At 73.6% G+C, this 23,569-nt stretch carries 21 protein-coding genes; 16 read left to right on the top strand and 5 right to left on the bottom strand.

The genetic code is table 11. The features are described from left to right. Positions 1-167 precede the first annotated feature (167 nt). The 9 genes from ABZ128_RS09195 (at position 168) to ABZ128_RS09155 (ending at position 10,591) form a co-directional block, all read left to right on the top strand. The gene (locus ABZ128_RS09195; protein ID WP_356847086.1) at positions 168-2,537 is read left to right on the top strand and encodes a collagenase; all 2,370 of its coding nucleotides are present in this window, start codon (positions 168-170) and stop codon (positions 2,535-2,537) included. A gap of 120 nt (positions 2,538-2,657) precedes the next feature. Next, complete coding sequence (locus ABZ128_RS09190) at positions 2,658-3,839, top strand: FAD-binding oxidoreductase (RefSeq protein WP_356847084.1); 1,182 nt, start codon at positions 2,658-2,660, stop codon at positions 3,837-3,839. A 209-nt stretch (positions 3,840-4,048) separates the two neighbouring features. Next, complete coding sequence (locus ABZ128_RS09185) at positions 4,049-4,363, top strand: (2Fe-2S)-binding protein (protein ID WP_356847082.1); 315 nt, start codon at positions 4,049-4,051, stop codon at positions 4,361-4,363. Next, the gene (locus tag ABZ128_RS09180) at positions 4,344-5,810 is read left to right on the top strand and encodes an NAD(P)/FAD-dependent oxidoreductase (RefSeq protein WP_356847081.1); all 1,467 of its coding nucleotides are present in this window, start codon (positions 4,344-4,346) and stop codon (positions 5,808-5,810) included. Before ABZ128_RS09185 ends, ABZ128_RS09180 begins: the two co-directional genes overlap by 20 nt. Before the next feature lie 83 nt (positions 5,811-5,893). Continuing rightward, positions 5,894-6,817 carry a dihydrodipicolinate synthase family protein gene (locus tag ABZ128_RS09175; RefSeq protein ID WP_356847079.1) on the top strand — a complete coding sequence of 308 codons (924 nt, stop codon included), beginning with the start codon at positions 5,894-5,896 and terminating at the stop codon, positions 6,815-6,817. A gap of 15 nt (positions 6,818-6,832) precedes the next feature. Next, positions 6,833-7,837 (top strand): proline racemase family protein, encoded by a 1,005-nt coding sequence (locus ABZ128_RS09170; protein ID WP_356847078.1) that lies wholly within the window; start codon positions 6,833-6,835, stop codon positions 7,835-7,837. Beyond that, positions 7,837-8,880: a proline racemase family protein gene (locus ABZ128_RS09165; protein ID WP_356847077.1), complete on the top strand. Its 1,044-nt coding sequence runs from the start codon at positions 7,837-7,839 to the stop codon at positions 8,878-8,880. The genes ABZ128_RS09170 and ABZ128_RS09165 overlap by 1 nt, the downstream gene beginning before the upstream one ends. A gap of 23 nt (positions 8,881-8,903) precedes the next feature. After that, the gene (locus tag ABZ128_RS09160) at positions 8,904-9,821 is read left to right on the top strand and encodes an ornithine cyclodeaminase family protein (RefSeq protein WP_356847232.1); all 918 of its coding nucleotides are present in this window, start codon (positions 8,904-8,906) and stop codon (positions 9,819-9,821) included. A 56-nt stretch (positions 9,822-9,877) separates the two neighbouring features. After that, positions 9,878-10,591, top strand: coding sequence for a GntR family transcriptional regulator (locus ABZ128_RS09155; RefSeq protein ID WP_356847075.1), 714 nt, complete (start codon positions 9,878-9,880; stop codon positions 10,589-10,591). Here the strand turns inward: ABZ128_RS09155 and ABZ128_RS09150 are convergent. Beyond that, positions 10,588-10,725 carry a hypothetical protein gene (locus ABZ128_RS09150; RefSeq protein ID WP_356847074.1) on the bottom strand — a complete coding sequence of 46 codons (138 nt, stop codon included), beginning with the start codon at positions 10,723-10,725 and terminating at the stop codon, positions 10,588-10,590. The two genes, ABZ128_RS09155 and ABZ128_RS09150, sit on opposite strands and share 4 nt — an antisense overlap. 88 nt (positions 10,726-10,813) lie before the next feature. Here ABZ128_RS09150 and ABZ128_RS09145 point away from each other — a divergent pair, with 88 nt between their 5' ends. Further along, the gene (locus tag ABZ128_RS09145; RefSeq protein WP_356847073.1) at positions 10,814-11,596 is read left to right on the top strand and encodes a histidine phosphatase family protein; all 783 of its coding nucleotides are present in this window, start codon (positions 10,814-10,816) and stop codon (positions 11,594-11,596) included. Here ABZ128_RS09145 and ABZ128_RS09140 read toward each other — a convergent pair. Next, on the bottom strand, positions 11,589-11,738 hold the full coding sequence (locus ABZ128_RS09140; RefSeq protein ID WP_356847071.1) for a hypothetical protein: 150 nt from the start codon (positions 11,736-11,738) through the stop codon (positions 11,589-11,591). The two genes, ABZ128_RS09145 and ABZ128_RS09140, sit on opposite strands and share 8 nt — an antisense overlap. Next, a complete protein-coding gene (locus ABZ128_RS09135; protein ID WP_356847070.1) occupies positions 11,726-12,082 on the bottom strand; it encodes a hypothetical protein in 357 nt (118 codons plus the stop codon). The genes ABZ128_RS09140 and ABZ128_RS09135 overlap by 13 nt, the downstream gene beginning before the upstream one ends. Positions 12,083-12,553: 471 nt before the next feature. On the opposite strand from ABZ128_RS09135, the gene ABZ128_RS09130 reads away from it, so the two are divergent. Genes ABZ128_RS09130 through ABZ128_RS09110 form a run of 5 tightly spaced genes read left to right on the top strand, consistent with a single transcriptional unit; the run spans position 12,554 to position 18,323 of the window. Beyond that, positions 12,554-14,296: an ABC transporter substrate-binding protein gene (locus ABZ128_RS09130; protein WP_356847069.1), complete on the top strand. Its 1,743-nt coding sequence runs from the start codon at positions 12,554-12,556 to the stop codon at positions 14,294-14,296. Between the two features lie 22 nt (positions 14,297-14,318). Next, positions 14,319-15,338 carry an ABC transporter permease gene (locus ABZ128_RS09125; protein WP_356847067.1) on the top strand — a complete coding sequence of 340 codons (1,020 nt, stop codon included), beginning with the start codon at positions 14,319-14,321 and terminating at the stop codon, positions 15,336-15,338. After that, positions 15,335-16,321: an ABC transporter permease gene (locus tag ABZ128_RS09120; protein ID WP_356847065.1), complete on the top strand. Its 987-nt coding sequence runs from the start codon at positions 15,335-15,337 to the stop codon at positions 16,319-16,321. Before ABZ128_RS09125 ends, ABZ128_RS09120 begins: the two co-directional genes overlap by 4 nt. After that, the gene (locus ABZ128_RS09115) at positions 16,321-17,313 is read left to right on the top strand and encodes an ABC transporter ATP-binding protein (protein ID WP_356847063.1); all 993 of its coding nucleotides are present in this window, start codon (positions 16,321-16,323) and stop codon (positions 17,311-17,313) included. Before ABZ128_RS09120 ends, ABZ128_RS09115 begins: the two co-directional genes overlap by 1 nt. Further along, a complete protein-coding gene (locus tag ABZ128_RS09110) occupies positions 17,310-18,323 on the top strand; it encodes a dipeptide ABC transporter ATP-binding protein (RefSeq protein ID WP_356847062.1) in 1,014 nt (337 codons plus the stop codon). Before ABZ128_RS09115 ends, ABZ128_RS09110 begins: the two co-directional genes overlap by 4 nt. A gap of 84 nt (positions 18,324-18,407) precedes the next feature. Here ABZ128_RS09110 and ABZ128_RS09105 read toward each other — a convergent pair whose 3' ends face one another. After that, positions 18,408-20,468: a prolyl oligopeptidase family serine peptidase gene (locus tag ABZ128_RS09105; RefSeq protein ID WP_356847060.1), complete on the bottom strand. Its 2,061-nt coding sequence runs from the start codon at positions 20,466-20,468 to the stop codon at positions 18,408-18,410. A gap of 97 nt (positions 20,469-20,565) precedes the next feature. On the opposite strand from ABZ128_RS09105, the gene ABZ128_RS09100 reads away from it, so the two are divergent. Beyond that, entirely contained in the window at positions 20,566-22,113 is a 1,548-nt protein-coding gene (locus ABZ128_RS09100; RefSeq protein WP_356847059.1) for an MFS transporter, read from the top strand. On the opposite strand, the gene ABZ128_RS09095 is transcribed toward ABZ128_RS09100, so the two are convergent. Continuing rightward, positions 22,053-23,432, bottom strand: coding sequence for an MFS transporter (locus ABZ128_RS09095; RefSeq protein WP_356847058.1), 1,380 nt, complete (start codon positions 23,430-23,432; stop codon positions 22,053-22,055). The genes ABZ128_RS09100 and ABZ128_RS09095 overlap by 61 nt on opposite strands. Positions 23,433-23,569: the final 137 nt, after the last annotated feature.

The raw sequence follows: 23,569 nt of genomic DNA, 5'->3' as shown, positions 1-23,569 counted from the left end.
AGACGCGAACTGGTGGGCGCACAGGTCTTGTCAGTGCAATTTCACATTACTATGTTACAGCTCACACCGCGGCACGTTAATCCCCGTCAAACGCCGTGCAAAGCACCGCAGTTCACGCACCACCTCGCGCACCATTCCCCCACCTCCCCTCCCTTCAGGAGTCCTTGGTGTCCCAGCACAGAGCTGTGCGTACGTCCCTCCTCTCCGCCGCCGTGGCGGTCACCCTCCTCGCCACCGCAGGACAGGCCGTGACCCAGGCCGCCGAGCGGGGTCCCGCCGCCCCCGCCTCCGCCCCCGCCGCCTTCGCCCGGGGCGCCGCGGGAGCGAACCCCTTCGACGAGGTCGACCGCCTGGCCTCGCCCCAGGAGGCCGCCCCGGCGAGCGCCCGGACCCCCGGCGGGCTGGCCGTCGACGGCCGCGTCCCCGGAGCCGCCACGCCCGCCGCCGCGAGCAGCGAGCGCACCGAGAAGAACCGGGCGCTCGCCGCCGCGCCCGCCGGGAGGACCGCCGCCGGCGTCCCCTGCACCCTCGACGGGATCACCGCGCTCACCCCGGAGCAGTTCGCCGACTTCCTCGCCGACCAGGCGGTCACCGCCGACGTCTGTCTGCGCGGACTGATCTGGACGTGGGACGCCCGCCTGGCCCCCGTCATGTCGGACGCGCACGTGCAGGCCGTGTCCCGCCGGATATCCGCCCTGGCCGCCGCCCACGACGGGAAGAACTCCTCCCACCTGGAGGAGCTGTTCACCTACTTGCACGCCGCGGTCTACCACGACTTCTCGCGCTCCGAGATCGACCTCACCGACGCCGCGACCGTCGGTGCCATGAGCAAGGCCGTCACCGACTTCGGCAACGCGGCCCGCACCTTCGACGCCACCGCCACCAACGCCCGCACCCTGCGCGAGGCCCTCTACGCGACCGGCCCCGGCATGCGCCAGAGCCAGCTCGGCCTGGTCCGGAAGGTCCTGGCCACCATGGACGCGTCGCACACGGCGACCCACCGGGACGCGAACTGGGGCGGAGCCGCCCTCGCCGCCCTCGTGGTCAACTACCTCGGCGTGTACCCGGGCAACGACGACTCCGCCTTCCAGGCCGCGGCCAAGGCCGACGCCTCCTACCGGGCCGCCTTCAAGGCCTTCGCGGGCTACACCCACCTCAAGGGCACCGCCAACGACTGGGTGGCCCGCGACGCACTGGGCGAATACGGCCGCTTCGGCCAGATCGAGGGCCTGCAGAGCCAGGTCGTCGCCGACCTCGGTGCCCTGCTCGAACCGGTCAAGACGGGCTGGGGCAACGGCAGCGAGCAGTGGGCCAAGATCGTCTCCTGGCTGAACACCTTCGAGGCGTGCAAGCCGTACGGGGTGTGCAAGGAGGACATCGAAAAGGTGCTCTTCCCGAACATCTACACCTACGACAACGGCGCCATCAAGGTCCGCACCGCCCTCGACCGGGCCACCGTCGACCAGCTGTACTACGCGAGCAAGCAGGTCAAGACGCAGTTCCACCGCGTGCTGGGCACCGACCAGCCGCTGGCCGGGGACCCCAACACCTCGCTGAACATCGTGCTGTACGCCTCGCGCGCCGATTACGTGACCTACCAGACGATGCTGTACGGCTACGGCACCAACAACGGCGGCATGTACATCGAGAACGGCGCCACCTTCTACACCTACCAGCGGCGCGTCCCCCAGGACTCCTCCCTCACCCTCGAAGAGCTCTTCCGCCACGAGTACACGCACTACCTCAACGGGCGGTTCGCCGTCCCCGGCTTCTTCGGCGAGGGGCCCTGGTACGAGGGCGACCGGACCACCGCCATGGACGAGGGCACCGCCGAGTTCTTCGACGGCGCCACCCGCGACAACGGCATCGCCGTGCGCAAGTCCCTGGTCAAGGGCATCATCAGCGACACGGCGGGCGGCGGCCCCCGGATGACGGTGGAGCAGCTGCTGAACGCCACCTACGACGGCGACGGCTTCCGCTTCTACAACTACGCCGGCACCTTCTTCGAGTTCCTGTGGACCGAGAAGCCCTCGCTGCTGCGCGAGATGTACACCCACCTGCGCGCCAACGACGTCCAGGCCTACGACTCCTGGCGCCACCGGATGGGCGCCGACACCTACCTCCAGCGCGACTACGACCGCTTCCTGGACAAGCAGATCGCCAAGGTGGACCAGCTCTACGTGCCGAACACCACCTTCACGGCCAACGACCAGCTGCGCGACTCCGCGCTGGCGAACGTCAAGTCCTCCTTCGCGACGGCCACCTACAACACGCCGGACTGCGTCGAGAACGGGGACCCGGGCAAGCGCCGGTTCACCTGTACCGGCCGGATCACCGCGAACCTGAAGAACTGGCGCAGTGACGACCAGAACTTCAAGGACATGTCCGAGACGGTGGACTACTTCCTCCTCGACCGGGCGGGCGCCGCCTCCAACAACCTGGCCGACATGAACTGCTCCTTCGGCCCGGTGGAGATCTGGAGCACCCACACGGCGGGGACCTCCTCCTACAGCTGCGAAGGCCCGCTGCGCAGTTGAGCACCCGGCCGCCCCGGCCCGGCCCCGGTCTCCCCACCGGGCCGGGCCGGCGCCGGGAACCACACTCCGGGCGCCTCGACACCACTAGGCACCTCTAAAAGAATGTGACATATTACTGTCGTGCCCAAGAGACATCCCCTGGACGTCGTGATCATCGGCGCCGGCGTCGTCGGAGCCGCATGCGCGTACTACGCCGCCCGCTCCGGACTCTCCGTGGCCGTCGTCGACCGCGGTCCCGTCGCGGGCGGCACGACGGGCGCCGGGGAGGGCAACCTCCTCGTCTCCGACAAGGAGGCCGGACCGGAGCTCGACCTCGCCCTGCTGTCGGCCGGCCTGTGGCGCGAACTCTCCGCGCTCCTGCCGCCCGAGGTCGAGTACGAGGCCAAGGGCGGGCTGGTCGTCGCGCCGGACGAGACCACGCTCAAGGCGCTGCGCACCTTCGCGGAAGGACAGCGCGCGGCCGGGGTCGACGCCGTGGAGGCGAGCCCCGGCGACCTGCGCGAGCTGGAACCCCACCTGGCCCCGGGCCATGCGGGCGGGTTCCACTACCCGCAGGACGCCCAGGTCCAGCCGGCCCAGGCGGCGGCGCGGCTGCTGGCCGCGTCGGGGGCGCAGCTGCACCTCGGCGAGGAGGTGACCGGCATCCTCACAGAGCCCCGGGGAGCCGGCGGGCCCGGCGTGGTCCGAGGGGTCCGCACCCGCAGGGGGGAGCTCCTCGCCCCCGCGGTGGTCAACGCGGCCGGCACCTGGGGCGGCCGCGTCGCGGAACTGGCCGGGGTGAGCCTGCCGGTGCTGCCGCGGCGCGGGTTCGTCCTGGTGACGGAGCCGCTGCCGCGGGTGGTCCGGCACAAGGTCTATGCCGCCGACTACATCGCGGACGTCGCGAGCGGATCCGCGGCCCTGCAGTCCTCGGCCGTGGTCGAGGGCACGCCGGCGGGGCCCGTGCTCATCGGGGCGACCCGGGAGCGCGTCGGCTTCGACCGCTCCCTGTCGCTGGAGGCGCTGCGGCGCCTCGCCGTCCAGGCGGCCGCCCTGTTCCCGGTCCTGGAGGACGTGCGGGTGCTGCGCACCTACCACGGCTTCCGTCCGTACCTGCCGGACCACCTGCCGGCGATCGGCCCGGACCCCAGGGCCCCGGGACTGCTGCACGCCTGCGGTCACGAGGGCGCGGGCATCGGTCTGGCACCGGCGACGGGCCTGCTCATCGCCGCGGCCCTGACCGGGGCCGAACCCCCGCTGCCCCCGGACGCGTTCCGCCCGGACCGCTTCGGCCCGGACGCCGACCCGGAGCCCGCCCGATGACGCGGCCCGGTCCGGCGATCGGCTGCGCGGGGCTGTCCCCCCACCCGCTCTTCCGCCGTTCCCAGGGCTCTGCCCGGAGCCGCGCCTCACACGCCGACCGGGCCGGATCCTGCCCGCCGGCGCCGGTACGTGCGGGGCGGGCTGGTCGCCGCCCAGCGGCCGTCACAGCCCCGGCCCGCAGCACACACCACGCCGAAGGAGAACGGCCGATGAGCCAGACCCCCCGCAGCCTCGTCGGCGGAGCCCCGACCGCCACGTACGTGCTCCGCTTCGACGGCCGGGAGCTCACCGCCCAGGCCGGTCAGAGCATCGCGGCCGTGCTCTGGGCCGCCGGGATCCTCGCCTGGCGGACCACCCGCGACGGCGGCGCTCCCCGCGGGGTGTTCTGCGGCATCGGCAGCTGCCACGACTGCCTCCTCACCGTCAACGGCCGCCCGAACCAGCGCGCCTGCCTCGTCCCCGCCCGCCCCGGGGACACCGTCACCACCCAGGAAGGGACCGGCCGTGCCGACCTCGCCGTCTGACCGAGCGGTCTACGACCTCGCCGTCGTCGGAGCCGGGCCCGCCGGGCTCGCCGCCGCCGTCACCGCCGCCGGGCTCGGGCTGCGCGTCACGGTGCTGGACGCGGGCGAACGCCCCGGCGGCCAGTACTACCGCCATCCCGCCCCGGGCCTCGGCGCCGCCCGGCCCGAGGCCCTGCACCACGGCTGGGCCGCCTTCGCCGACCGCGAAGCCGCCCTGCGGGCCCACGAGGCGGCGGGCCGGATCACGTACCGACCGGGGCACCACGTGTGGACCGTGGTCCGCGTCGAGGACGAGGGGGAAGGCGGAGGCGGGCCCGCGGGCGGCGCCGGCCGCGGCGAGGGGGCGGCCCGCCGGGGGCGCTGGGCCCTGTACGCGGTCGCGGGCCCGCAGGAGCAGGCCCGCACCGTCCGCGCCCGCGCCGTCCTCCTCGCCACCGGGGCCTACGAGCGGCAACTCCCCTTCCCCGGCTGGACCCTGCCCGGGGTCGTCGGGGCCGGAGGGGCGCAGGCCATGCTCAAGGGCGGGCTCGTACTGCCGGGCAGGCGGGTCGTCGTCGCGGGGAGCGGGCCGCTGCTGCTCGCCGTGGCCGGGTCGCTCGCCGCGGCCGGGGCCCGGGTCCCCGCCGTGGTCGAGGCCGCCGCCTACACCGGGTACGCCGCCCACACCGGCGCCCTGCTGCGCAACCCCGGCAAGCTCGGCGAGGGGGCCGTCCACGGCAGCGCCCTGCTGCGCCACGGCATCCGGCTCCTGGCCCGGCACGCCGTCATCGAGGCCCACGGGCGCGACCGGGTGGAGGCCGTCACGGTGGCCCGCCTCGACCGGGACTGGCGCCCGGTCCCCGGTACGGCCCGCCGCATCCCCTGCGACGCCCTCGCCGTCGGCCACGGGCTCGTCCCGCAGCTGGAGCTCGCGACCGGTCTGGGCTGCGCCACCCGCCCCTGCGCCGACGGCACCGTCGCCCTGGAGGTGGACGAGCAGCAGCGGACCTCCGTGCCCGGCATCTGGTCCGCCGGTGAGACCGGAGGCATCGGCGGCGCCCAACTCGCCCTGGCCGAGGGGGAGATCGCGGCGCGGGCGGTGGCCGGTGCGCCCGTGCCGGCCGCCCTGCGAAGGCGCCGCGCGCGGCTGCGCGGCTTCGCCGACGCGATGGGCGCCGCCCACCGCCCGGGCCCGGGATGGACCGGCTGGCTGCGCGACGACACCGACGTGTGCCGCTGCGAGGAGGTTCCGGCCGGCCGGATCCGCGAGGCCGCGGCCGGCCTCGGCGCCCGCGACGCCCGTACGGTCAAACTCCTCACCCGGGCCGGAATGGGCTGGTGCCAGGGCCGCATGTGCGGTCCCGCGGTCACGGCCCTCGCCGGCGCCGAGCCCGCGGCCGACCGGCGGCCCCTGTCCTGCCCGGTCCCGCTGCGCCACCTGGCCGAACTGCCGCCCGCCGACGGCTGATCCGGCCGATCCGGCGGATCCGGACCCTTGTGGTCCCCTCACACCCACTAGTAAAATGTCACACATCACTCTAGGGAGCTCTCATGACCCACGCGCACACCGCCGCGCCCGCCCTGCCCCGCACCCGCCCCTGGCACGGAATCATGGTCGCCACCGCACTCCCGCTGCGCGATGACCTCGGCGTCGACTACGACGCGTACGCCGAGCACGTCGCCTGGCTCATCGAGAACGGCTGTGACGGCGTGGTCCCCAACGGCTCCCTCGGGGAGTACCAGACCCTCACCGACGAGGAGCGGGCCCGCGTCGTCCGCACCGCCGTCGAGGCGGCCGGCGACGGCGCCCGCGTGATGCCCGGTGTCGCGGCCTACGGCAGCGCCGAGGCCCGCCGCTGGGCCGACCAGGCCGCCGAGGCCGGCGCCGGGTCCGTCCTGCTGCTGCCCCCCAACGCCTTCCGCGCCGACGAGGCGACCGTACGCGCCCACTACGCCGAGGTCGCCCGCACCGGGCTGCCCGTCGTCGCGTACAACAACCCCATCGACACCAAGGTCGACCTGACCCCGGGCCTGCTCGCCCGCCTGCACGGCGACGGGTCCATCGTGGCCGTCAAGGAGTTCAGCGGGGACGTCCGCCGCGCCTACGAGATCGCCGAGCTCGCCCCCGGCCTCGACCTGCTGATCGGCGCCGACGACGTCCTGCTCGAACTGGCCCTGGCCGGGGCCGTCGGCTGGATCGCCGGCTACCCCAACGCCCTGCCGCGCTCCTGCGCCACCCTCTACCGGGCCGCGGTCAGCGGCGACCTCGACACCGCGCTGCCCCTCTACAAGTCCCTGCACTCCCTGCTGCGCTGGGACTCCAAGACCGAGTTCGTCCAGGCCATCAAGCTCTCCATGGACCTGGCCGGACGACCCGGCGGAGCGACCCGTCCGCCGCGCTTCCCGCTCACCGGGGAGACCGAGGCGGCCGTCCGCGCCGCGACCGAGAAGGCCCTGGCCGAGGGCCTCAACTAGCCGACGGGGGACCCCATGCGTACGCGCCACATCTACCACGCGGTGGACTCGCACACCGAGGGCATGCCGACCCGGGTGATCACCGGGGGCGTCGGGGTGATCCCCGGCGCCACCATGGCCGACAAGCGGCTCCACTTTATCGAGCACATGGACCACCTGCGCACCCTGCTCATGTACGAGCCGCGGGGCCACTCGGCGATGAGCGGTGCCATCCTCCAGCCCCCCACCCGGCCCGACGCCGACTTCGGGGTGCTCTACATCGAGGTGTCGGGCCTGCTGCCCATGTGCGGGCACGGGACCATCGGGGTCGCCACCGTCCTGGTCGAGACGGGCATGGTGGAGGCCGTCGAGCCGGTCACCACCGTCCGTCTCGACACCCCGGCCGGGCTGGTGAGCGTCGACGTCCGCGTCGAGGACGGTGCGGCCACCGCCGTCACCTTCACCAACGTCCCCTCCTTCTGCGTCGGACTCGACCTGAAGGCCGAGGTCCCCGGATACGGCACGGTCACCTATGACCTCGCCTACGGCGGGAACTTCTACGCCTTCGTCGAACTCGACTCCCTCGGGCTCCCCTTCGACCGCGCCCGCAAGGACGACCTGCTCGCCGCCGGCCTGGCCGTGATGGACGCGGTCAACGCATCCGGCGACCGGCCCGTCCACCCCGAGAACCCCGGCATCGCCGGCGTCAAGCACGTCTACCTCGCCGCCCCCGGCTCCGACGCGCGCCGGTCCCGGCACGCCATGGCCATCCACCCGGGCTGGTTCGACCGCTCGCCCTGCGGTACGGGGACCAGCGCGCGCATGGCCCAGCTGCACGCCCGCGGACTGCTGGACCTCGGCGCCGACTTCGTCAACGAGTCGTTCATCGGGACCGAGTTCACCGGCCGGCTGGTGGGCGACACCACCGTGGGCGGCCGGCCCGCCGTCGTGCCCACCGTCACCGGGCGGGCCTGGATCACCGGGACCGCCCAGTACTTCCTCGACCCGTCCGACCCCTTCCCCGGAGGGTTCCTCTTGTGATGCCGACCGTGCGGACCGAGGACTACCACACCGCCGGCGAACCCTTCCGGATCGTCGACGCCGCCGCCGCAGGGCTGCCGCCCGTGCCCGGCGACACCGTCGCCGAGCGCTGCGCCACCGCGATCGGCCCCGGGGGCTCGGGGACGGCCCCGCGCCGGGGTGCGCTGGACGACGTACGGCGCCTGCTCGTGCAGGAGCCGCGCGGCCACGCCGGGATGTACGGCGGGTTCGTCGTGCCCCCGGACGACGACGGGGCCCACTTCGGCGTGCTGTTCTGGCACAAGGACGGCTACTCCACCGCCTGCGGCCACGGCACGATGGCGCTCGGCGCCTGGGCCGTGGACACCGGCCGGGTCGCCGCCCCCGCCGACGGGGACGTCCGGGTGAGGATCGACGTGCCCTCCGGCCGGGTCGGCGCGACCGTGCACCGGTCCGGGGGCCGCACCACCGGGGTCACCTTCCGCAACGTCCCGGCCCGGGTGGGCGCCCGCAAGGTGCCGGTCGCCACCACCCTCGGGCTGGCGGAGGTGGACATCGCCCACGCCGGGGCCTGTTACGCCTCCGTCGCCGCCCGCGACCTGGGCCTGGAGGTCTCCCGCGCCGCGCTGCCCGGCCTGCTCCGGGCCGGCCGGGAGATCCGGGCCGCGCTCGCCACGCACCCGGGGACCTGGCACCCGGGCGGACCGCTGCTTTCGGGGGTGTACGGGGTGATCCTGTACGAGGAGCTGCCCGACACCCCTTTCGGGCCGCACCAGCGCAATGTCACCGTGTTCGCCGACGGGCAGATCGACCGCTCGCCCTGCGGCTCGGGGACCTCGGCCCGCCTCGCCCTGCTGGCGGAGGACGGGCGGCTCGGCGCCGGCGAGGACCTGCTGCACGAGTCGGTGGCGGGCACGGTCTTCACCGGCCGCCTGGTCCCGCAGGACGCCGCGGGGGCGGCCGGGGGCCTGGTCACGGAGGTCACCGGGGCGGCGTACCGCACGGGTGAGCACCTCTTCACGCTCGACCCGCAGGACGCCCTCGGCGCCGGGTTCCTGCTGTGATCCCCCAGTTCGGGGCCGAGCGGATGGCCGGGCTGCTCACCCCGGCCGCGGCGGCGGACGCGCTGGCGGACGCCCTGCTCGCCGGGCTGGACCCGGAGGCGGAGCCGCCGCGCAGCGCCCTGGCCGTGCCGGGCGGGGAGCTGCTGCTGATGCCGGCCGCGTCGGGGGCGTACGCCGGGGTGAAGGTCGCGGGGGTGGCGCCGGGCAACCGGGCGCTCGGCCTGCCCCGGATCACCGGCTCCTACCTGCTGCTGGACGGCCCGACCCTGCGCCCGCTGGCCCTGTTCGACGGCGCGGCCCTCACGGCGCTGCGCACTCCGGCGGTCTCGGCGCTGGCCCTGCGCCACCTGGCCCCCGCGGGGCGGCCCGTGCGGCTGGTGCTCTTCGGCTCCGGTCCCCAGGCCCACGGCCACCTCGAAGCCGCCGCGGCGGTGCGGGAGTTGTCGGAGGCGGTGGTGGTCGCCCGGAACCCGGCCGGCGCCCAGGGGCTCGTGGCGCACGCCCGCGCCCTCGGGGTTCCCGCCCGCAGCGGAAGCCCGCAGGACGTGGCGGGCGCGGACCTGGTGATCTGCTGTACGACGGCTCGTGAACCGCTGTTCGACGGACGGCTGGCGGACCCCGGCGCGGTGGTCGTCGCGGTCGGCTCCCACGAGCCGGACGCGCGGGAGACCGACACGGCCCTGGTGCGACGGGCGGCCGTGTACGTGGAGTCGCGGGCGGCGGCCCTGCGCGAGGCGGGGGACCTGCTGGTCCCGGAGGCCGAGGGTGCCGTCGGGCCCGGTCATATCAGCGGCACCCTGGCCGACCTGGTGACGGGCCGTATGCCGGTGGGCGGGACGCCGAGTTGTCCACAGCTCTTCAAGAGCGTGGGCATGGCCTGGGAAGATCTCGCCGTGGCGGTGGCGATGTACCTCGCCGCGGGAGAGAACAGCGAAACGTGACATTGTACGCTGTTCCTCTGCACGTCGGTGGCGTGAAGGGTGTCGGAGGAAGAGCAATGGGTGACCTGAAGCAGCACAGTCTCATCAAGGCCCAGGAACGGCTCCGCGATCAGGTCGGCCACGCCCTCCGAGCAGCCCTGATAGCGGGCGAGCTGCGCCCCGGCAGCGTCTACTCCGCGCCCGGCCTGGCCGCCGAACTCGGGGTCTCGGCCACCCCGGTCCGCGAGGCGATGCTCGACCTGGCGCGCGAGGGCCTGGTGGAACCGGTCCGCAACAAGGGCTTCCGGATCACCGAGGTCAGTGAACGCGACCTGGACCAGTACACCGAACTGCGCACGATGATCGAGGTGCCGACCATCGGGCGGATCACGAAGATGGCCACCACTGAACAGCTGGAGGCGCTGCGCCCCATCGCGGAGGAGATCGTCACCAGCGCCCGCGAGCACAACCTCATCGGCTACCTGGAGGCGGACCGCCGCTTCCACCTCTCCCTGCTCGGCCTCGCGGGCAACGACCGGCTCGTCGAGACGGTCGGCGACCTGCGCAAGCGGTCCCGGCTGTACGGGCTGACGGGTCTGGACGAGGCCGGGAAGCTGGTCTCCTCGGCCGAGGAGCACATCGAGCTGCTGGACCTGATGATCAGCGGCGACGCCGAGGCGGCCGAGGCCTGCATGACCCGCCACCTCGGCCACGTCCGCTCCCTGTGGGCCCAGAGCCGCGACGAACCGGTGGGCCGCCCCTCGGGAGGCCTCGGCTCCGGTCTCGGTTAGCCGCGCGGACCTGCCACGCCGGATGCGCGCAGCATTCCGCGCACGTCCTCGTGGCGGTCCACGTGCGCACGGATCTCCCGTTCGGTGCCGAAGGTGAGGATCACCAGCTCCAGCGCGGCAATGCCGGCGAACAACCGCTCCAGCCCGATCGGGGGAATCCCCTGTCGGGGAAGCCGCCCTGCTGGGACACTCCTGTCCACGACGACCAGTTCGGAGGCCGGTGTGGGGGAACTCGGGATCGCGGTGGAAGACGTGTTCCTGGTGCGGCACGGGGAGAGCGAGGGCAATGCCGCCTACCAGGAGCGGGACAGCGCGTACGCGCGCCGGGTCTTCGCCCGGCCGCAGTGGGAGTGGCGGCTCACCCCCAAGGGCGAGGAGCAGGCCGCCGCGACGGGTGCCTGGCTGCGCGACCGGATCCCGGCGGGACCGCTCGCCTGCGCCGTGTCCCCGCTGACGCGCGCGGTGGAGACGGCCGCCCTCCTCGACCTCCCGGGCAGCGCCTGGCAACTCGACCTCGGCCTGCGGGAACGGGAATGGGGGGAGTGGAACCACCTCACCCCCGAGCGGCAGCGGGCCGAGCTCGCCCGCGGCGAGGAACACCCCGTCCACTGGGGCCCGCCCGGCGGTGAATCGCTCTCCGATGTGATCCACCGCGTCCGCGTACCGCTCGCCGCGCTGCTGGCCGGTTCCGCCCGGACCGCCGTCGCCGTCAGCCACGCCGACACCCTCCAGGCCCTCGCGTTCCTGCTGGCCGGCCATACGCCCGCCACCTGGACGGAGTACTACCGCCACGCCGGACCCGTGGCCAACGCCGGGGTGCTCCACTTCACCCGCCGCCACCCCGACACCGGTGCCCTGAGCCCGCACTTCGCCTGGTTCCGCACCCCGCCGGGCCCCTTCCGGCCCTGCCCGGCGAACCCCCTCGCCACCAGCGCCGAACTCCTGGAGGAGGCCCGCCGGGTCCACCGCATCCCGCGGGAGACGGTGCCCCGGCCCGTCAGCTGACCCCGCCACAGGCACACGCGGGCGGCGGACCCCCGGCCGTGTCCGCGTGGTCGATGACCGCCCGCATCACGGCGACGGGCAGGGTGGGCGCCTGCGCCGCCGCCTCGACGACGTGCGCGTCCGCGTCGCTCAGCAGCCGCACCAACACCGCCTGCGGCTGCCCAGCAGCCGCACCAACACCGCCTGCGGCAGCTGCGGATGGCCGGCCGTATCCCGCCGTACGGAGACCTCCTCGTCCGCCGCGAGCCGCTCCAGCAGCTGCGGCGGCAACTGAGGGTCCCGCAGCGCGAGGACCCGGATCCGGGCGTCCGGGTCGGTGGCGAACCGCCGCAGCGTCCCGGGCGGGAAGCGGACGTGATCGGCAGGCCGGTCACGGACCTTGAGCATCCGGTGGCGCGGCTCCAGGTCCTCGGCCGTGGCCGGGTCCACGCCCGGGGTCCGGCTCAGGGCGGACAGCCGGACGAGCGCGTCCCCGTCGGACAGCATCCGCTCCCGCAGCTCCTGCTGGGCCGCCGCCGCCCCGGCCGTCAGACCGGCGTGGATCTCGGCCCGCAGCTCCTGCGGCGTGTCCGCGCGGGAGAGACCCGGCCGCGGACGTCGGGGTCCCGATCCCGCGCGAGCAGGTCCCGTTGCCGCGCCGGCAGCGAGGGGTTTGCCCCGAGCCCCGCCCGCAGCCTCTCGTCCGGATCCGCGGCCAGCAGCGCGGCGTGCAGGTCGTCCGGCGGGCGGTGCGCGCAGGCGGCCGCCCGAACCGCCGGATCGGGAGGGCAGCCGCGGGAGCTCCGGCAGGGGTGTGCGCGCCATGTCCGACAGCGTAGACAGCGGTTGCGAACGGGCTTGCAGCAGCGCTGATTTGGACACGGCTGGATAACGGGGGCACCGAAGTCTTGTCAGTGCAATTTCACATTACTATGTTACCGGTCACATCCTAGAGCGCGGCCCTTCACTGGAGTGACCATGACCAAGCGCACCCAACTCGCCCTCGCCACCGCTCTGGTGGCGGCTCTCGCATTCGGCGCCTCGGGCTGCTCCGACCCCAAGAAGGGCTCTGCGGGCGGCGGTGCCTCCAACCCCGCCGCAGCCAATGACGGCAAGATCCTCGGCGGCACCCCCGCCAAGGGCGGCACCCTCACGATCCTGTCGAACCAGGACTTCGCCCACCTCGACCCCGCCCGCAACTGGGTCATGCCGACGATGGACTTCGGCACCCGCCTCCTCTACCGCACCCTCGTCACCTTCAAGGCCGAGCCCGGCAAGGCCGGCAGCGAGCTCGTCCCCGACCTCGCCACCGACCTCGGCACCTCCTCCAACGGCGGCAAGACCTGGACGTTCACCCTCAAGGAGGGCGTGAAGTACGAGGACGGCTCGCCCATCAGGGCCCAGGACATCAAGTACAACGTCGAGCGCTCCTTCGCCCCCGACCTCACCGGCGGCCCCGACTACGCCGCCCAGTACCTGGCGGGCACCGAGGGGTACAAGGGCCCGCTGCAGGGGCAGCACCTCGACTCCGTCAAGACCCCCGACGACCGCACGATCGTCTTCGAACTCAAGCGGCCCGTCGCCGAGTTCTCGGCCACCGCCACCCTCCCCACCTTCGCGCCCGTCCCGCAGTCCCAGGAGAAGGGCACCCAGTACGACGCCCGCCCGTTCTCCTCCGGCCCGTACAAGATCGAGTCGTACGACCGCGACAAGAAGCTCGTCCTCGTCCGCAACGAGCACTGGGACGCGAAGACCGACACCGTCAGAAAGGCCTACCCCGACAAGTTCGTCGTGGTGATGGGCCTCAAGGGCGGCCAGATCGACGACCGGATCATCGCCGGGGAGGGCGCCGACGCCTCCGCCGTCCAGTACGCCGACATGCGCCCCGAGAGCGCCCCCAAGGTGCTGCCCAAGCCCGACGTCAAGTCCCGCCTGCTCGCCGAGTCCCAGGGCTGCACGGAGATGCTCCACCTGAACAACTCCCGCGCCCCCTTCAACGACCCCAAGGTCCGCGAGGCCATGCAGTACGCCGTCGACAAGGAGGCCGTGGTCACCGCAGGCGGCGGGCCGGCCCTCAACGAGGTCGCCACCGCCTACCTGCCCCCGGCCCTCACCGGCGGCAAGCAGGCCGACACCCTGAAGATCGCCCCGGCCGGCGACCCCGCCAAGGCCAAGGAACTCCTCAAGGCCGCGGGCAAGGAGACCCTGAAGGTCTCCCTGGCCGTCTCCACCGGCGACAAGGGCAAGGCCGAGGCGATCCAGCAGGGCCTGGCCCGCGCGGGCGTCGAGGTGGTCATCGACACCGTCGACCCGGGCGCCTACTACGACGTCATCGGCGACCTGTCCACCACCCCCGACATGACGCTCTCCGGCTGGTGCCCCGACTACCCGTCCGGTTCGACCTGGATCCCCTTCGTCTTCGACGGGCGCACCATCAAGGACAAGGGCAACCAGGGCAACTACAGCCAGTTCCGCGACGAGGCCACCATGAAGCGGATCGACGAGATCAACGCCATGACCGACGCCAAGCAGGCCAACCAGGCCTGGATCGACCTCGACGCGGAGATCATGAAGAAGTCCCCGGCCGTGCCGGTCCTGCTGGAGCGCAAGCCGCTGCTGGTCGGCCCCAACATCGCGGGCGCGTACGGCCACCCCGTGTGGACCGGCACCATCGACTACGCCACCGTCGGTCTCAAGGACCCGTCGAAGAGCCAGGGCTGAGACGGGGCAGGCAGCCAGCGCCATGACCACCACCGCATCCGGACCCGGCCCCGCACCCGGCCCCGGCTCCGCACCCGGACCTGCCCCCGGCCCCGGCTCCGCACCCCGCCCCGCCGGGCCCGCACCGGCCGAGGACGTCCCCGCGGGCAGCAGCCCCTGGCAGCTCGCCCGGCGGGAACTGCGCCGCCGCCCCGCCGTCCGCGTCAGCCTCGGCGTCGTCCTCCTCTTCGTCCTGATGGCCGTCACCGCGCCCTGGCTGGGCGCGCTCGGCGGCTGGTCCCCCGACGAGTTCGACAAGAGCGCCGTCGACCCCTACCTCGGCGGCCAGCCGCTCGGCTCGCTCGGCGGGATCAGCCCCGAGCACTGGCTCGGCGTCGAACCCGTCTCCGGCCGCGACCTGTTCGCCCGGGTCGTGCACGGCGCGCAGGTCTCCCTCCTCGTCGCCTTCGCCGCCACCGCCATCGTCGTGGTGGCGGGCACCGCCGCCGGGATCGCCGCCGGCTACTTCGGCGGGCGCACCGACGCGGTCCTGTCCCGCCTGATGGACCTCACCATGTCCTTCCCCTCCCTCATCTTCATGATCGCGATGCTGTCGGTGGCCAAGGACGTCAACCGGATCCTCCTGATGACCGCCGTCATCGGCCTCTTCGGCTGGCCCGGCATCGCCCGCGTGGTCCGCGGCCAGACCCTCTCCCTCAAACACCGCGAGTACGTCGACGCCGCACGCGTCGGCGGCGCCGGCTCCTGGCGGATCCTGACCCGGGACATCCTCCCGGGCGTCTCCGGACCGGTGATCGCCTACACCACCCTGCTGATCCCCGGCATGATCAGCACCGAGGCGGCGCTCAGCTACCTCGGCGTGGGCGTCCGCCCGCCGACCCCGTCCTGGGGCCAGATGATCGCCGAGTCCGTCGCCTTCTACGAGACCGACCCCATGTACTTCGTCATCCCGAGCACCTTCCTCTTCCTCGCGGTGCTCGCCTTCACCCTGCTCGGAGACGCCCTGCGCGACATCCTCGACCCGAGGGGCGGCCGCAGTTGATCCTCTACCTCCTGCGCCGGCTGCTCGCCCTGGCGGGTGTCCTGCTCGCCATCGCCGCCGTCACCTTCACCATCTTCTACGTCCTGCCCTCCGACCCGGCCGCGGCCGCCTGCGGCAAGACCTGCAGCGCCGAACGGCTGGCCGACGTACGGGCCTACCTCGGCCTGGACCAGCCGCTGTGGCGCCAGTTCCTCGACTTCCTCACCGGGATCTTCACCGGCCGCACCCTCGGCAGCGGCCAGTACGCCGTCCAGTGCGACTTCCCCTGCCTGGGCTACTCGTACGAGAACTCGCTGCCCGTGTGGGACCTGCTGATGGACCGCCTCCCCGTATCGGCCTCCCTGGCCCTCGGCGCCGCGGTGCTGTGGCTGGTCCTCGGCCTCGGCGCCGGGGTGACCGCCGCCCTGCGCAAGGACACCGCCACCGACAAGGCCCTGATGGTCGGCGCGGTCGCCGCCGCCTCGCTGCCGGTGTACTTCACCTCGGTGATGCTCATCTACGGAGTCATCCGCGTCGCCGGGCTCCTGCCCTACCCCACCTACCAGTCCTTCGCCGACGACCCGCTCGCCTGGGCCTCGAACCTGCTGCTGCCCTGGACCGCACTGGCCCTGCTGTACGCCGCCATGTACGCCCGCCAGAGCCGCGGGTCGATGATCGAGGCGATGGCCGAGCCGTACATCCGCACCGCCCGCGCCAAGGGCATGCCCGAACGCACCGTCGTCGTCAAGCACGGCCTGCGCTCCGGCATGACACCGATCCTCACCATCTTCGGCATGGACCTCGGCGGGCTGCTCGCCGGAGCCGTCATCACCGAGTCCATCTTCGGACTCCCCGGCATCGGGCGGCTGTTCTACGGCGCCCTGGTCAGCTCCGACCAGCCGGTCGTCCTCGGGGTCACGCTGCTCGCCGCCTTCTTCATCGTCGTCGCCAACCTCGCGGTCGACCTCCTGTACGCCGTCATCGACCCGAGGGTGAGGTACTGATGACCGCTCTCCTTGACGTACGCGATCTGCGCGTCACGTTCACTACCCCGCACGGCCCCGTACGGGCCGTCGACTCGCTCGGCTTCACGGTGGAGGCCGGGCGCACCCTCGGCATCGTCGGGGAGTCCGGGTCCGGCAAGTCGGTCACCTCGCTCGCCGTCATGGGCCTGCACCGGGGCGCCGAGGTCACCGGCTCCATCATGCTCGCCGGACAGGAGCTGACCGGGATGTCCGAGAAGGCGCTCTCCCGGCTCCGCGGCCGCAAGATGGCCATGATCTTCCAGGACCCGCTGTCCAGCCTGCACCCCTACTACACGGTCGGCGAGCAGATCGCCGAGCACGTCCGGGTGCACTTCAAGGCCGGCCGGGCCGCCGCCCGCCGCCGCGCCGTCGACATGCTCGGCGAGGTCGGCATCCCGGAACCGGCCCGCCGGGCGGGGGAGTACCCGCACCAGTTCTCCGGCGGGATGCGCCAGCGCGCGATGATCGCCATGGCCCTGGCCTGCGAGCCCGACCTGCTGATCGCCGACGAGCCCACCACCGCGCTCGACGTGACCGTGCAGGCGCAGATCCTGGAGCTGATCGCCCGGCTCCAGGAGGAGCGCGGCCTCGGCGTCGTGATGATCACCCATGACCTGGGGGTGGTCGCCCGCGTCGCCCACGAGGTGCTGGTCATGTACGGCGGCCGGGCCGCCGAACAGGCCGGCGCCGACGCCCTCTTCGCGGAGCCCGCCCACCCGTACACCCGGGGCCTGCTGGACTCGCTGCCCCGGCTGGACGACGCCGACGACGAGCCGCTGCGCGCCATCCCCGGCTCGCCGCCCTCCCTGCTCGCACCGGCCCCCGGCTGTGCGTTCGCCCCGCGCTGTCCGAAGGCGGCGGCGCGCTGCACCGACGTACGGCCGCAGTGGGAGGCCTACGGGAAACAGCCCGGGCGGAGCGTGGCCTGCCACTTCGCCGGAGACCGCAGCACCGCGGAGGCGGCCCGATGACCACCGACACCCTGCCCGCCGGCACCTCGCCGTCCACCCCCTCGTCCTGCGACACCCTGCTCTCCGTACGGGACCTCACCATGTCCTTCCCCGGCCGGCGGTCGGCGACCGGGCGCCGGGGGGCGCCCGTGCGCGCCGTCGACGGGGTCTCCTTCGACCTGGCGGCCGGTCAGACCCTCGGCCTGGTCGGCGAGTCGGGCTGCGGGAAGTCCACGACCGGCCGGATGCTGGTGCGGCTGCTGGAACCCACCTCGGGCAGCATCGCCTTCGAGGGCAAGGACATCAGCAGGCTCTCCCAGAGGGCCCTGCGCCCGCTGCGCCGCGACATCCAGATGGTGTTCCAGGACCCGCACTCCTCCCTCAACCCCCGCCAGACGGTGGCCCGGATCATCTCCGATCCGCTGCTCGTGCAGGGTTCGTCGGCCTCGGACGCCCGCCGCCGGGCGGCCGAACTGATGGAGCTGGTCGGGCTGATCCCGGAGCACATCGACCGCTACCCGCACGAGTTCTCCGGCGGCCAGGCCCAGCGCATCGGCATAGCCCGCTCGCTGGCCACCAGCCCGCGGCTGATCATCGCCGACGAGCCCGTCTCCGCGCTCGACGTCTCCGTACAGGCCCAGATCGTCAACCTGATGGAGCGGCTGCGCCGCGAACTCGGCCTCGCCTACGTGTTCATCGCGCACGACCTGTCCGTGGTCAAGCGGGTCAGCGACCGGGTCGCCGTCATGTACCTCGGCCGGATCGTCGAGACGGGCGAGAAGCGCGCCCTGTACGAGAACCCCCAGCACCCGTACACCCGGGCGCTGCTGTCCGCCGTGCCGCTGCCGGACCCGGCGGCCGAGCGGCGGCGGGAGCGGATCGTGCTGCTCGGTGATCCGCCGAGCCCGGCGGCCCCGCCCCCGGGCTGCACCTTCCACCCGCGCTGTCCCATGGCGCAGGAGATCTGCCGCACCGAACGGCCGCTGCTGAGGCTCGCCGCCTCACGCGAGGTGGCCTGTCACCTGGTGTAGCGCAAGGCCCCCGGGCGCCTGACGGGGACCCCGGGAAGGCGAGAACCCCGGAGCCGATCGCGTCGGCTCCGGGGTTCTCCGCCGCTACAGGCCCAGTTCCCGGCGGAAGAAGTCCAGTTCCTGGATCATGATCTTCTCCCTGGTGCCGTGCGGGGTCATGTGCGTCACCCCGGGCAGCGCCAGGAGCCGGTGCGGGCGGCCCGCGTCCGTCAGCGCTCGGGACAGCCGCAGCGTGTGGGAGGGGTGGACGTTGTCGTCGGCCAGTCCGGTCACGAGCAGCAGGGGCCGGGACAGCCCGGGTGCGTCCGCGATCAGCGAGTCCCGCTCGTACACCTCCGGGTGCTCCTGGGGCAGGCCCAGGTAGCGCTCGGTGTAGGCGGTGTCGTAGTGGCGGAAGTCGGTGGGCGCGGCCCCGGCCGCCGCCGCGTGGAAGACGTCGGGGCGGCGCAGCACCGCCAGTGCGGACAGGTAGCCGCCGTAGGACCAGCCGCGTACCCCGACCCGGCCGAGGTCGAGGTCGCCGTGGCGTTCGGCGAGCGCGTGCAGGGCCGCGACCTGGTCCTGGAGGGTCACCTCGGAGAACCCCCGGTACATGGCGTGGGTGAAGGCGGGCGAGACGTACGGGGTGCCGCGGTTGTCGATGGTCACCACGGCGAAGCCCTGGTCGGCCCACCACTGGCGGTGCTGCCAGCGGCGCGGTTCGGCGCTGACGTCCTGGTAGCCGGGGCCGCCGTAGCCGTCGACCAGGACCGGCAGCCGGGTGCCGGGGACGTGGCCGCGGGGCAGGACGAGCGCGGTGGGGATGCCGTGCTCGGTGACCCGCTCCAGGACCGGGACCACCCGGTAGGGCAGCGGCTCGGACAGGTCGGCGGGGGCGTACTCCCGCCCGTCGGCAGTGCGTACGCTGCGGCGTATGCCGTCGGCGTCGGCGGAGGTCAGCAGCAGCGTCCCGGCCTGGGCGAGGACGCCGTGCACCCCGGGCCCGTCGGCGAGCGCGGTCAGCTCACCGGTGTCCGGGTCCAGCAGCAGGACCTGCTGCTCGGCGGGGTCGCGCCGGCCGGCCTCGATCAGCAGCCGGTCCTGGTGGACGCCGGCCACGCGGCGGACCTGGAGGTCGTCCCCGGTGAGCAGCTTGCCGTCCACGGCGAGGGCGCGGGCGGCTCCGCCGGGGGTGTCGGCGGCCGTGAGCATCCGGCCGTCCGCGAGCCGGGCCGGGGTGCCGGGCACCATCGGGTCGACCCACTGGGGGTGCGTGGTGCGGGACAGCTCCCGGGTGCGGCCGGTGGCCGGGTCGGCGCTCAGCAGCAGCACGTTCTGCTGGAGGCGGTCCTGGACGGTCAGCAGGATCTCGGTGGCCGACTCCCAGCCGGCGTCGGAGACGTACGGATACCGGTCCGCGTCCCAGTCGAGGCGGACCCGCTCGCCGCCGGGGCCCAGCACCCACAGCTGCACCTCGGCGTTGGGGCCGCCCGCCTCGGGGTACGCGAAGTCCTCGGCCGGCAGCTCGGGGTGGGCGGGGTCGGCGAACCAGCGCCGCTGGAGGGCGCTTTCGTCGACGCGGGCGGCGAGCAGGGTGAGCCCGTCGGGGGACCACCAGTGGCCGCGGGCGCGGCCCAGTTCCTCGGCCGCCGCGAACTCGGCGAGGCCCCAGCGGGCGCCGTCGTCGGGGCTGATCCGGCCGCCGGGCCAGGTGTGGAGGGCGTCGTCGGTGACGTAGGCGGTGCGGGTGCCGTCGGCGTTCGGACGGGGGTCCAGGGCGGGCCCGGCGGCCGGGATCTCCTCGGGCCCGCCGGTGCCGTCGCAGTCGACGGCGTACAGCCGCCCGTACAGCGCGAAGACGGCGCGCCGGCCGTTGCCGGAGAGGGCGTACGAGCCGATCCCCGCGGCCGTGAGCCGGGTCCGCTCGCGCAGCCGGCGCTCGGCGACGGGGAGGGGGGCGGGCGCGGGGGCGAGGGTGCGGGGGTCGGCGAGGCGGGTTTCGGCGCCGGCCGCGGTGTCGAGGACCCAGAGGCTGTCGAAGGCGTCGGTGGGGCCGGTGGAGCGCAGGAACCAGAGGAGACGGCCCTCGTCGCCGAAGGTGAACGCCCGCGGGGCGCCGTGGGTGAAGCGGGCCGTGTCGGCGGAGAGCCTGAGGAAATCGTCCATAAAGAGCAGTGTGACATGTGAAATACCACACGCCACACCCGTGTGCGTTAGGCCATCCGAGTGGTGTGCCCCCCAGGGCAGGTTTAGCGTCGAAAAGGTGGACCGGAACGCATCGCCGACCAGAAACGGGACCGACGGCAAGGTCCGGGGCAACGGCAACGGACTCGCCCTGTTCGTCATCGCCTCGTGCCAGCTCATGGTCGTCCTCGACATCACCATCGTGAACATCGCGCTGCCGCACATCCAGACCGGGCTCGGCTTCTCCACCGAAAGCCTCTCCTGGGTGGTCAACGCCTACACCCTCACCTTCGGCGGCCTGCTGCTCCTCGGCGGACGCACCGGCGACATCCTCGGCCGCAAGCGCGTCTTCATCTCCGGTGTCCTGCTCTTCGGCCTGGCCTCGCTGCTGGGCGGACTCGCCCAGAACGCCGGCCAGTTGATGGGGGCCCGCGCGCTGCAGGGCGTGGGCGGTGCCATCGCCTCGCCGACCGCCCTCGCACTGATCACGACGACCTTCCGCGAAGGCCCCGCGCGCAACCGCGCCTTCGGCGTCTTCGCCGCGGTCTCCGCCGCCGGCGGCGCGGTCGGGCTGCTCGCCGGCGGCGTCCTCGTGGAGTGGCTCAACTGGCGCTGGGTGCTCTTCGTCAACGTCCCGATCGCCGTGCTGATCGCCCTCGCGGCCGTCAAGGTGCTCCACGAATCCGAGCGCCATGCCGGCCACTTCGACGCCGCGGGGGCGCTGCTGGGCACCGCCGGCATGGTCGCCCTCGTCTACGGATTCATCCGCGCGGCCCAGGACGGCTGGCGCGACCCGCTGACCCTCGGCTCCTTCGGCGCCGCCGTGGTCCTGCTGACGCTGTTCCTCGTGGACGAGCGGCGCTCGCCGCAGCCGATCACCCCCCTGCACATGTTCGCCGACCGGAACCGGGCCGGCACGTACGGGATCATGCTGATGCTGGCCTGCGCCATCTTCGGCATGTTCTTCTTCCTGACCCTGTTCGTGCAGAACGTGCTGGGGTTCAGTCCGCTGCGGGCGGGCCTCGCCTTCCTGCCGATCAGCGCGATCATCGCGGTCGGCGCGGGCTGCGCCTCGCAACTGCTCCCGAGGTTCGGCCCGAAGCCGTTCATGGTGACCGGTGCGCTGTGCACGGCGGCCGGCCTGGCCTGGCTGACGCAGACCGACATCCATTCCACCTACCTGGGGAGCATCCTGGGGCCCATGCTCGTCTTCGGCCTCGGCATGGGCCTGCAGTTCGTCTCGCTGACCCTGATGGCACTGTCCAACGTCCCCGACCGGGAGTCCGGCGCGGCCTCGGGGCTGCTCAACACGATGCAGCAGGTGGGCGGCTCACTGGGGCTGTCCATCCTGGTCACCGTGTTCGGCACGGCCAGCCGGAACGAGGCGCACACCCAGATCCCGGCTTTCATGGCCACCGCCACCCCCGGACAGCGGGCCGCCTTCCGGCGCACCGGCATGCTCCCCGACCCCTGGGGCGACCAGATCCTCACCTCGGGCGTCAGCGCCGCCTTCGTCGTGGGGGCGGTCTTCACCCTGGCCGGGGCCGCCATCGCCCTCTTCGCGATTCAGGTCCGCCCCTCGGACCTCGAACGCCTCCAGGGCAGCCACGCCCCCACGGCCGTCTGAGCGCCCTCCGGCCGCGCGGCGCGGGCCACTGCCAGCAGGAACATCCCGCAGGCCGCGACCAGGACCCAGCCGGGCCGGGAAGCCTGGGCGAGCCGCGCCGGGCCGGCATCCGCGACCAGGCCGCCGGCGACGGCGATGCCCAGCGCCGCGCCGAACTGCCGGGCGGTGGAAGTGATCGCTCCGGCCACTCCGGCGCGCGCGGGCGGCAGCCCGCTCACCGCGGTGTTGGTGATCGGGGCGTTGGCGAAGCCGACTCCGGTGCCGATGAGCAGGTAGGCGAGCAGCAGCAGCGGGACGGGCGTGTGCCGGTCCAGCCCGACCAGGCAGAGCCCGCCCGCGGCGATGAAGCCGCCGGCCAGGACCAGCGGGAGCCGCGGTCCGGTGCGGCCGACCAGGCGGCCCGACCAGGGTGCGCAGACCGTCGCCCCGAGGGCCATGGGCAGGGCCGCCACCCCCGCGGCCAGGGGCGTCCACTGCCGGGTGTGCTGCAGGTACAGGGTGGTGAGCAGCAGGGTCGTGTTCAGGGCGACGAAGACCGCGACGGCCCCCAGGACGGCGCCGCTGAAGAGCGGACGCCGAAAGAGCCGCGGATCCACCAGCGGCTCGTCCCGGCGCAGTTCCACCCGTACGAACCCGGCCGTCGCCGCGGCGACGACCCCGTACGCGGCGAGCGCCGCGAGCGAGGTCCAGCCGATGCGCGGTCCTTCGATGAGGACGCCCACCGAGCCCCCGATGACCACGGCCAGCAGGGCCTGACCCGGCAGGTCGAGCCGCCGCGCCTGCGGTGCGCGGGACTCCGGCACGAACAGCCCGCTCAGCACCAGGGCGGCCACGATGACCGGCGCATTGATCCAGAACACCGACCGCCAGCCGAAGCCGTCGATGAGAGCGCCGCCCGCCACCGGGCCGGCGGCCATGCTGAGGCCGAAGACCGAGGCCCAGATGCCGATCGCCTGCGCCCGCTGCTTCGGGTCGGGCATCGCGTTCACCACGATCGCGAGCGCCACGGGACTGAGCATCGAGGCGCCGATCCCCTGGACGGCGCGGGCGGCTATCAGCGCGCCCACCGACGGGGCGGCCGCGCAGGCCAGCGAGGCCGCACCGAAGACGAGCAGCCCGCACTGGAACACCCTGCGGCGGCCGAACCGGTCCGCCAGGGCGCCGGAGGAGATCAGCAGGCTCGCCAGGACGAAGGTGTAGGCGTCCACCGTCCATTCGAGACTGCGCGTCCCGACGCCCAGGCCCCGCCCGATGGCGGGCAGACCCACATTGACGATGGTGGTGTCCAGCCCCACCAGGAACATGCTCAGACAGCACACGGCCAGCACCGTCCAGCGTCTGCGCGCGCTCAGCGGGGGCCGGAGCCGATCGGAAAGAAGGGTCGCGGTCACGGTCTGCCTCTCGGGAGGACGTACGTTTGCGCCATGCTCGGGCCGGGTGCCGACCGCTTCCCAGG

Source organism: Streptomyces sp. NPDC006326, from assembly GCF_040612915.1.
Lineage (GTDB): Bacteria > Actinomycetota > Actinomycetes > Streptomycetales > Streptomycetaceae > Streptomyces.
The sequence above is the reverse complement of the archived record's forward strand: the minus strand, read 5'-3'. Positions and strand labels throughout refer to the sequence as shown.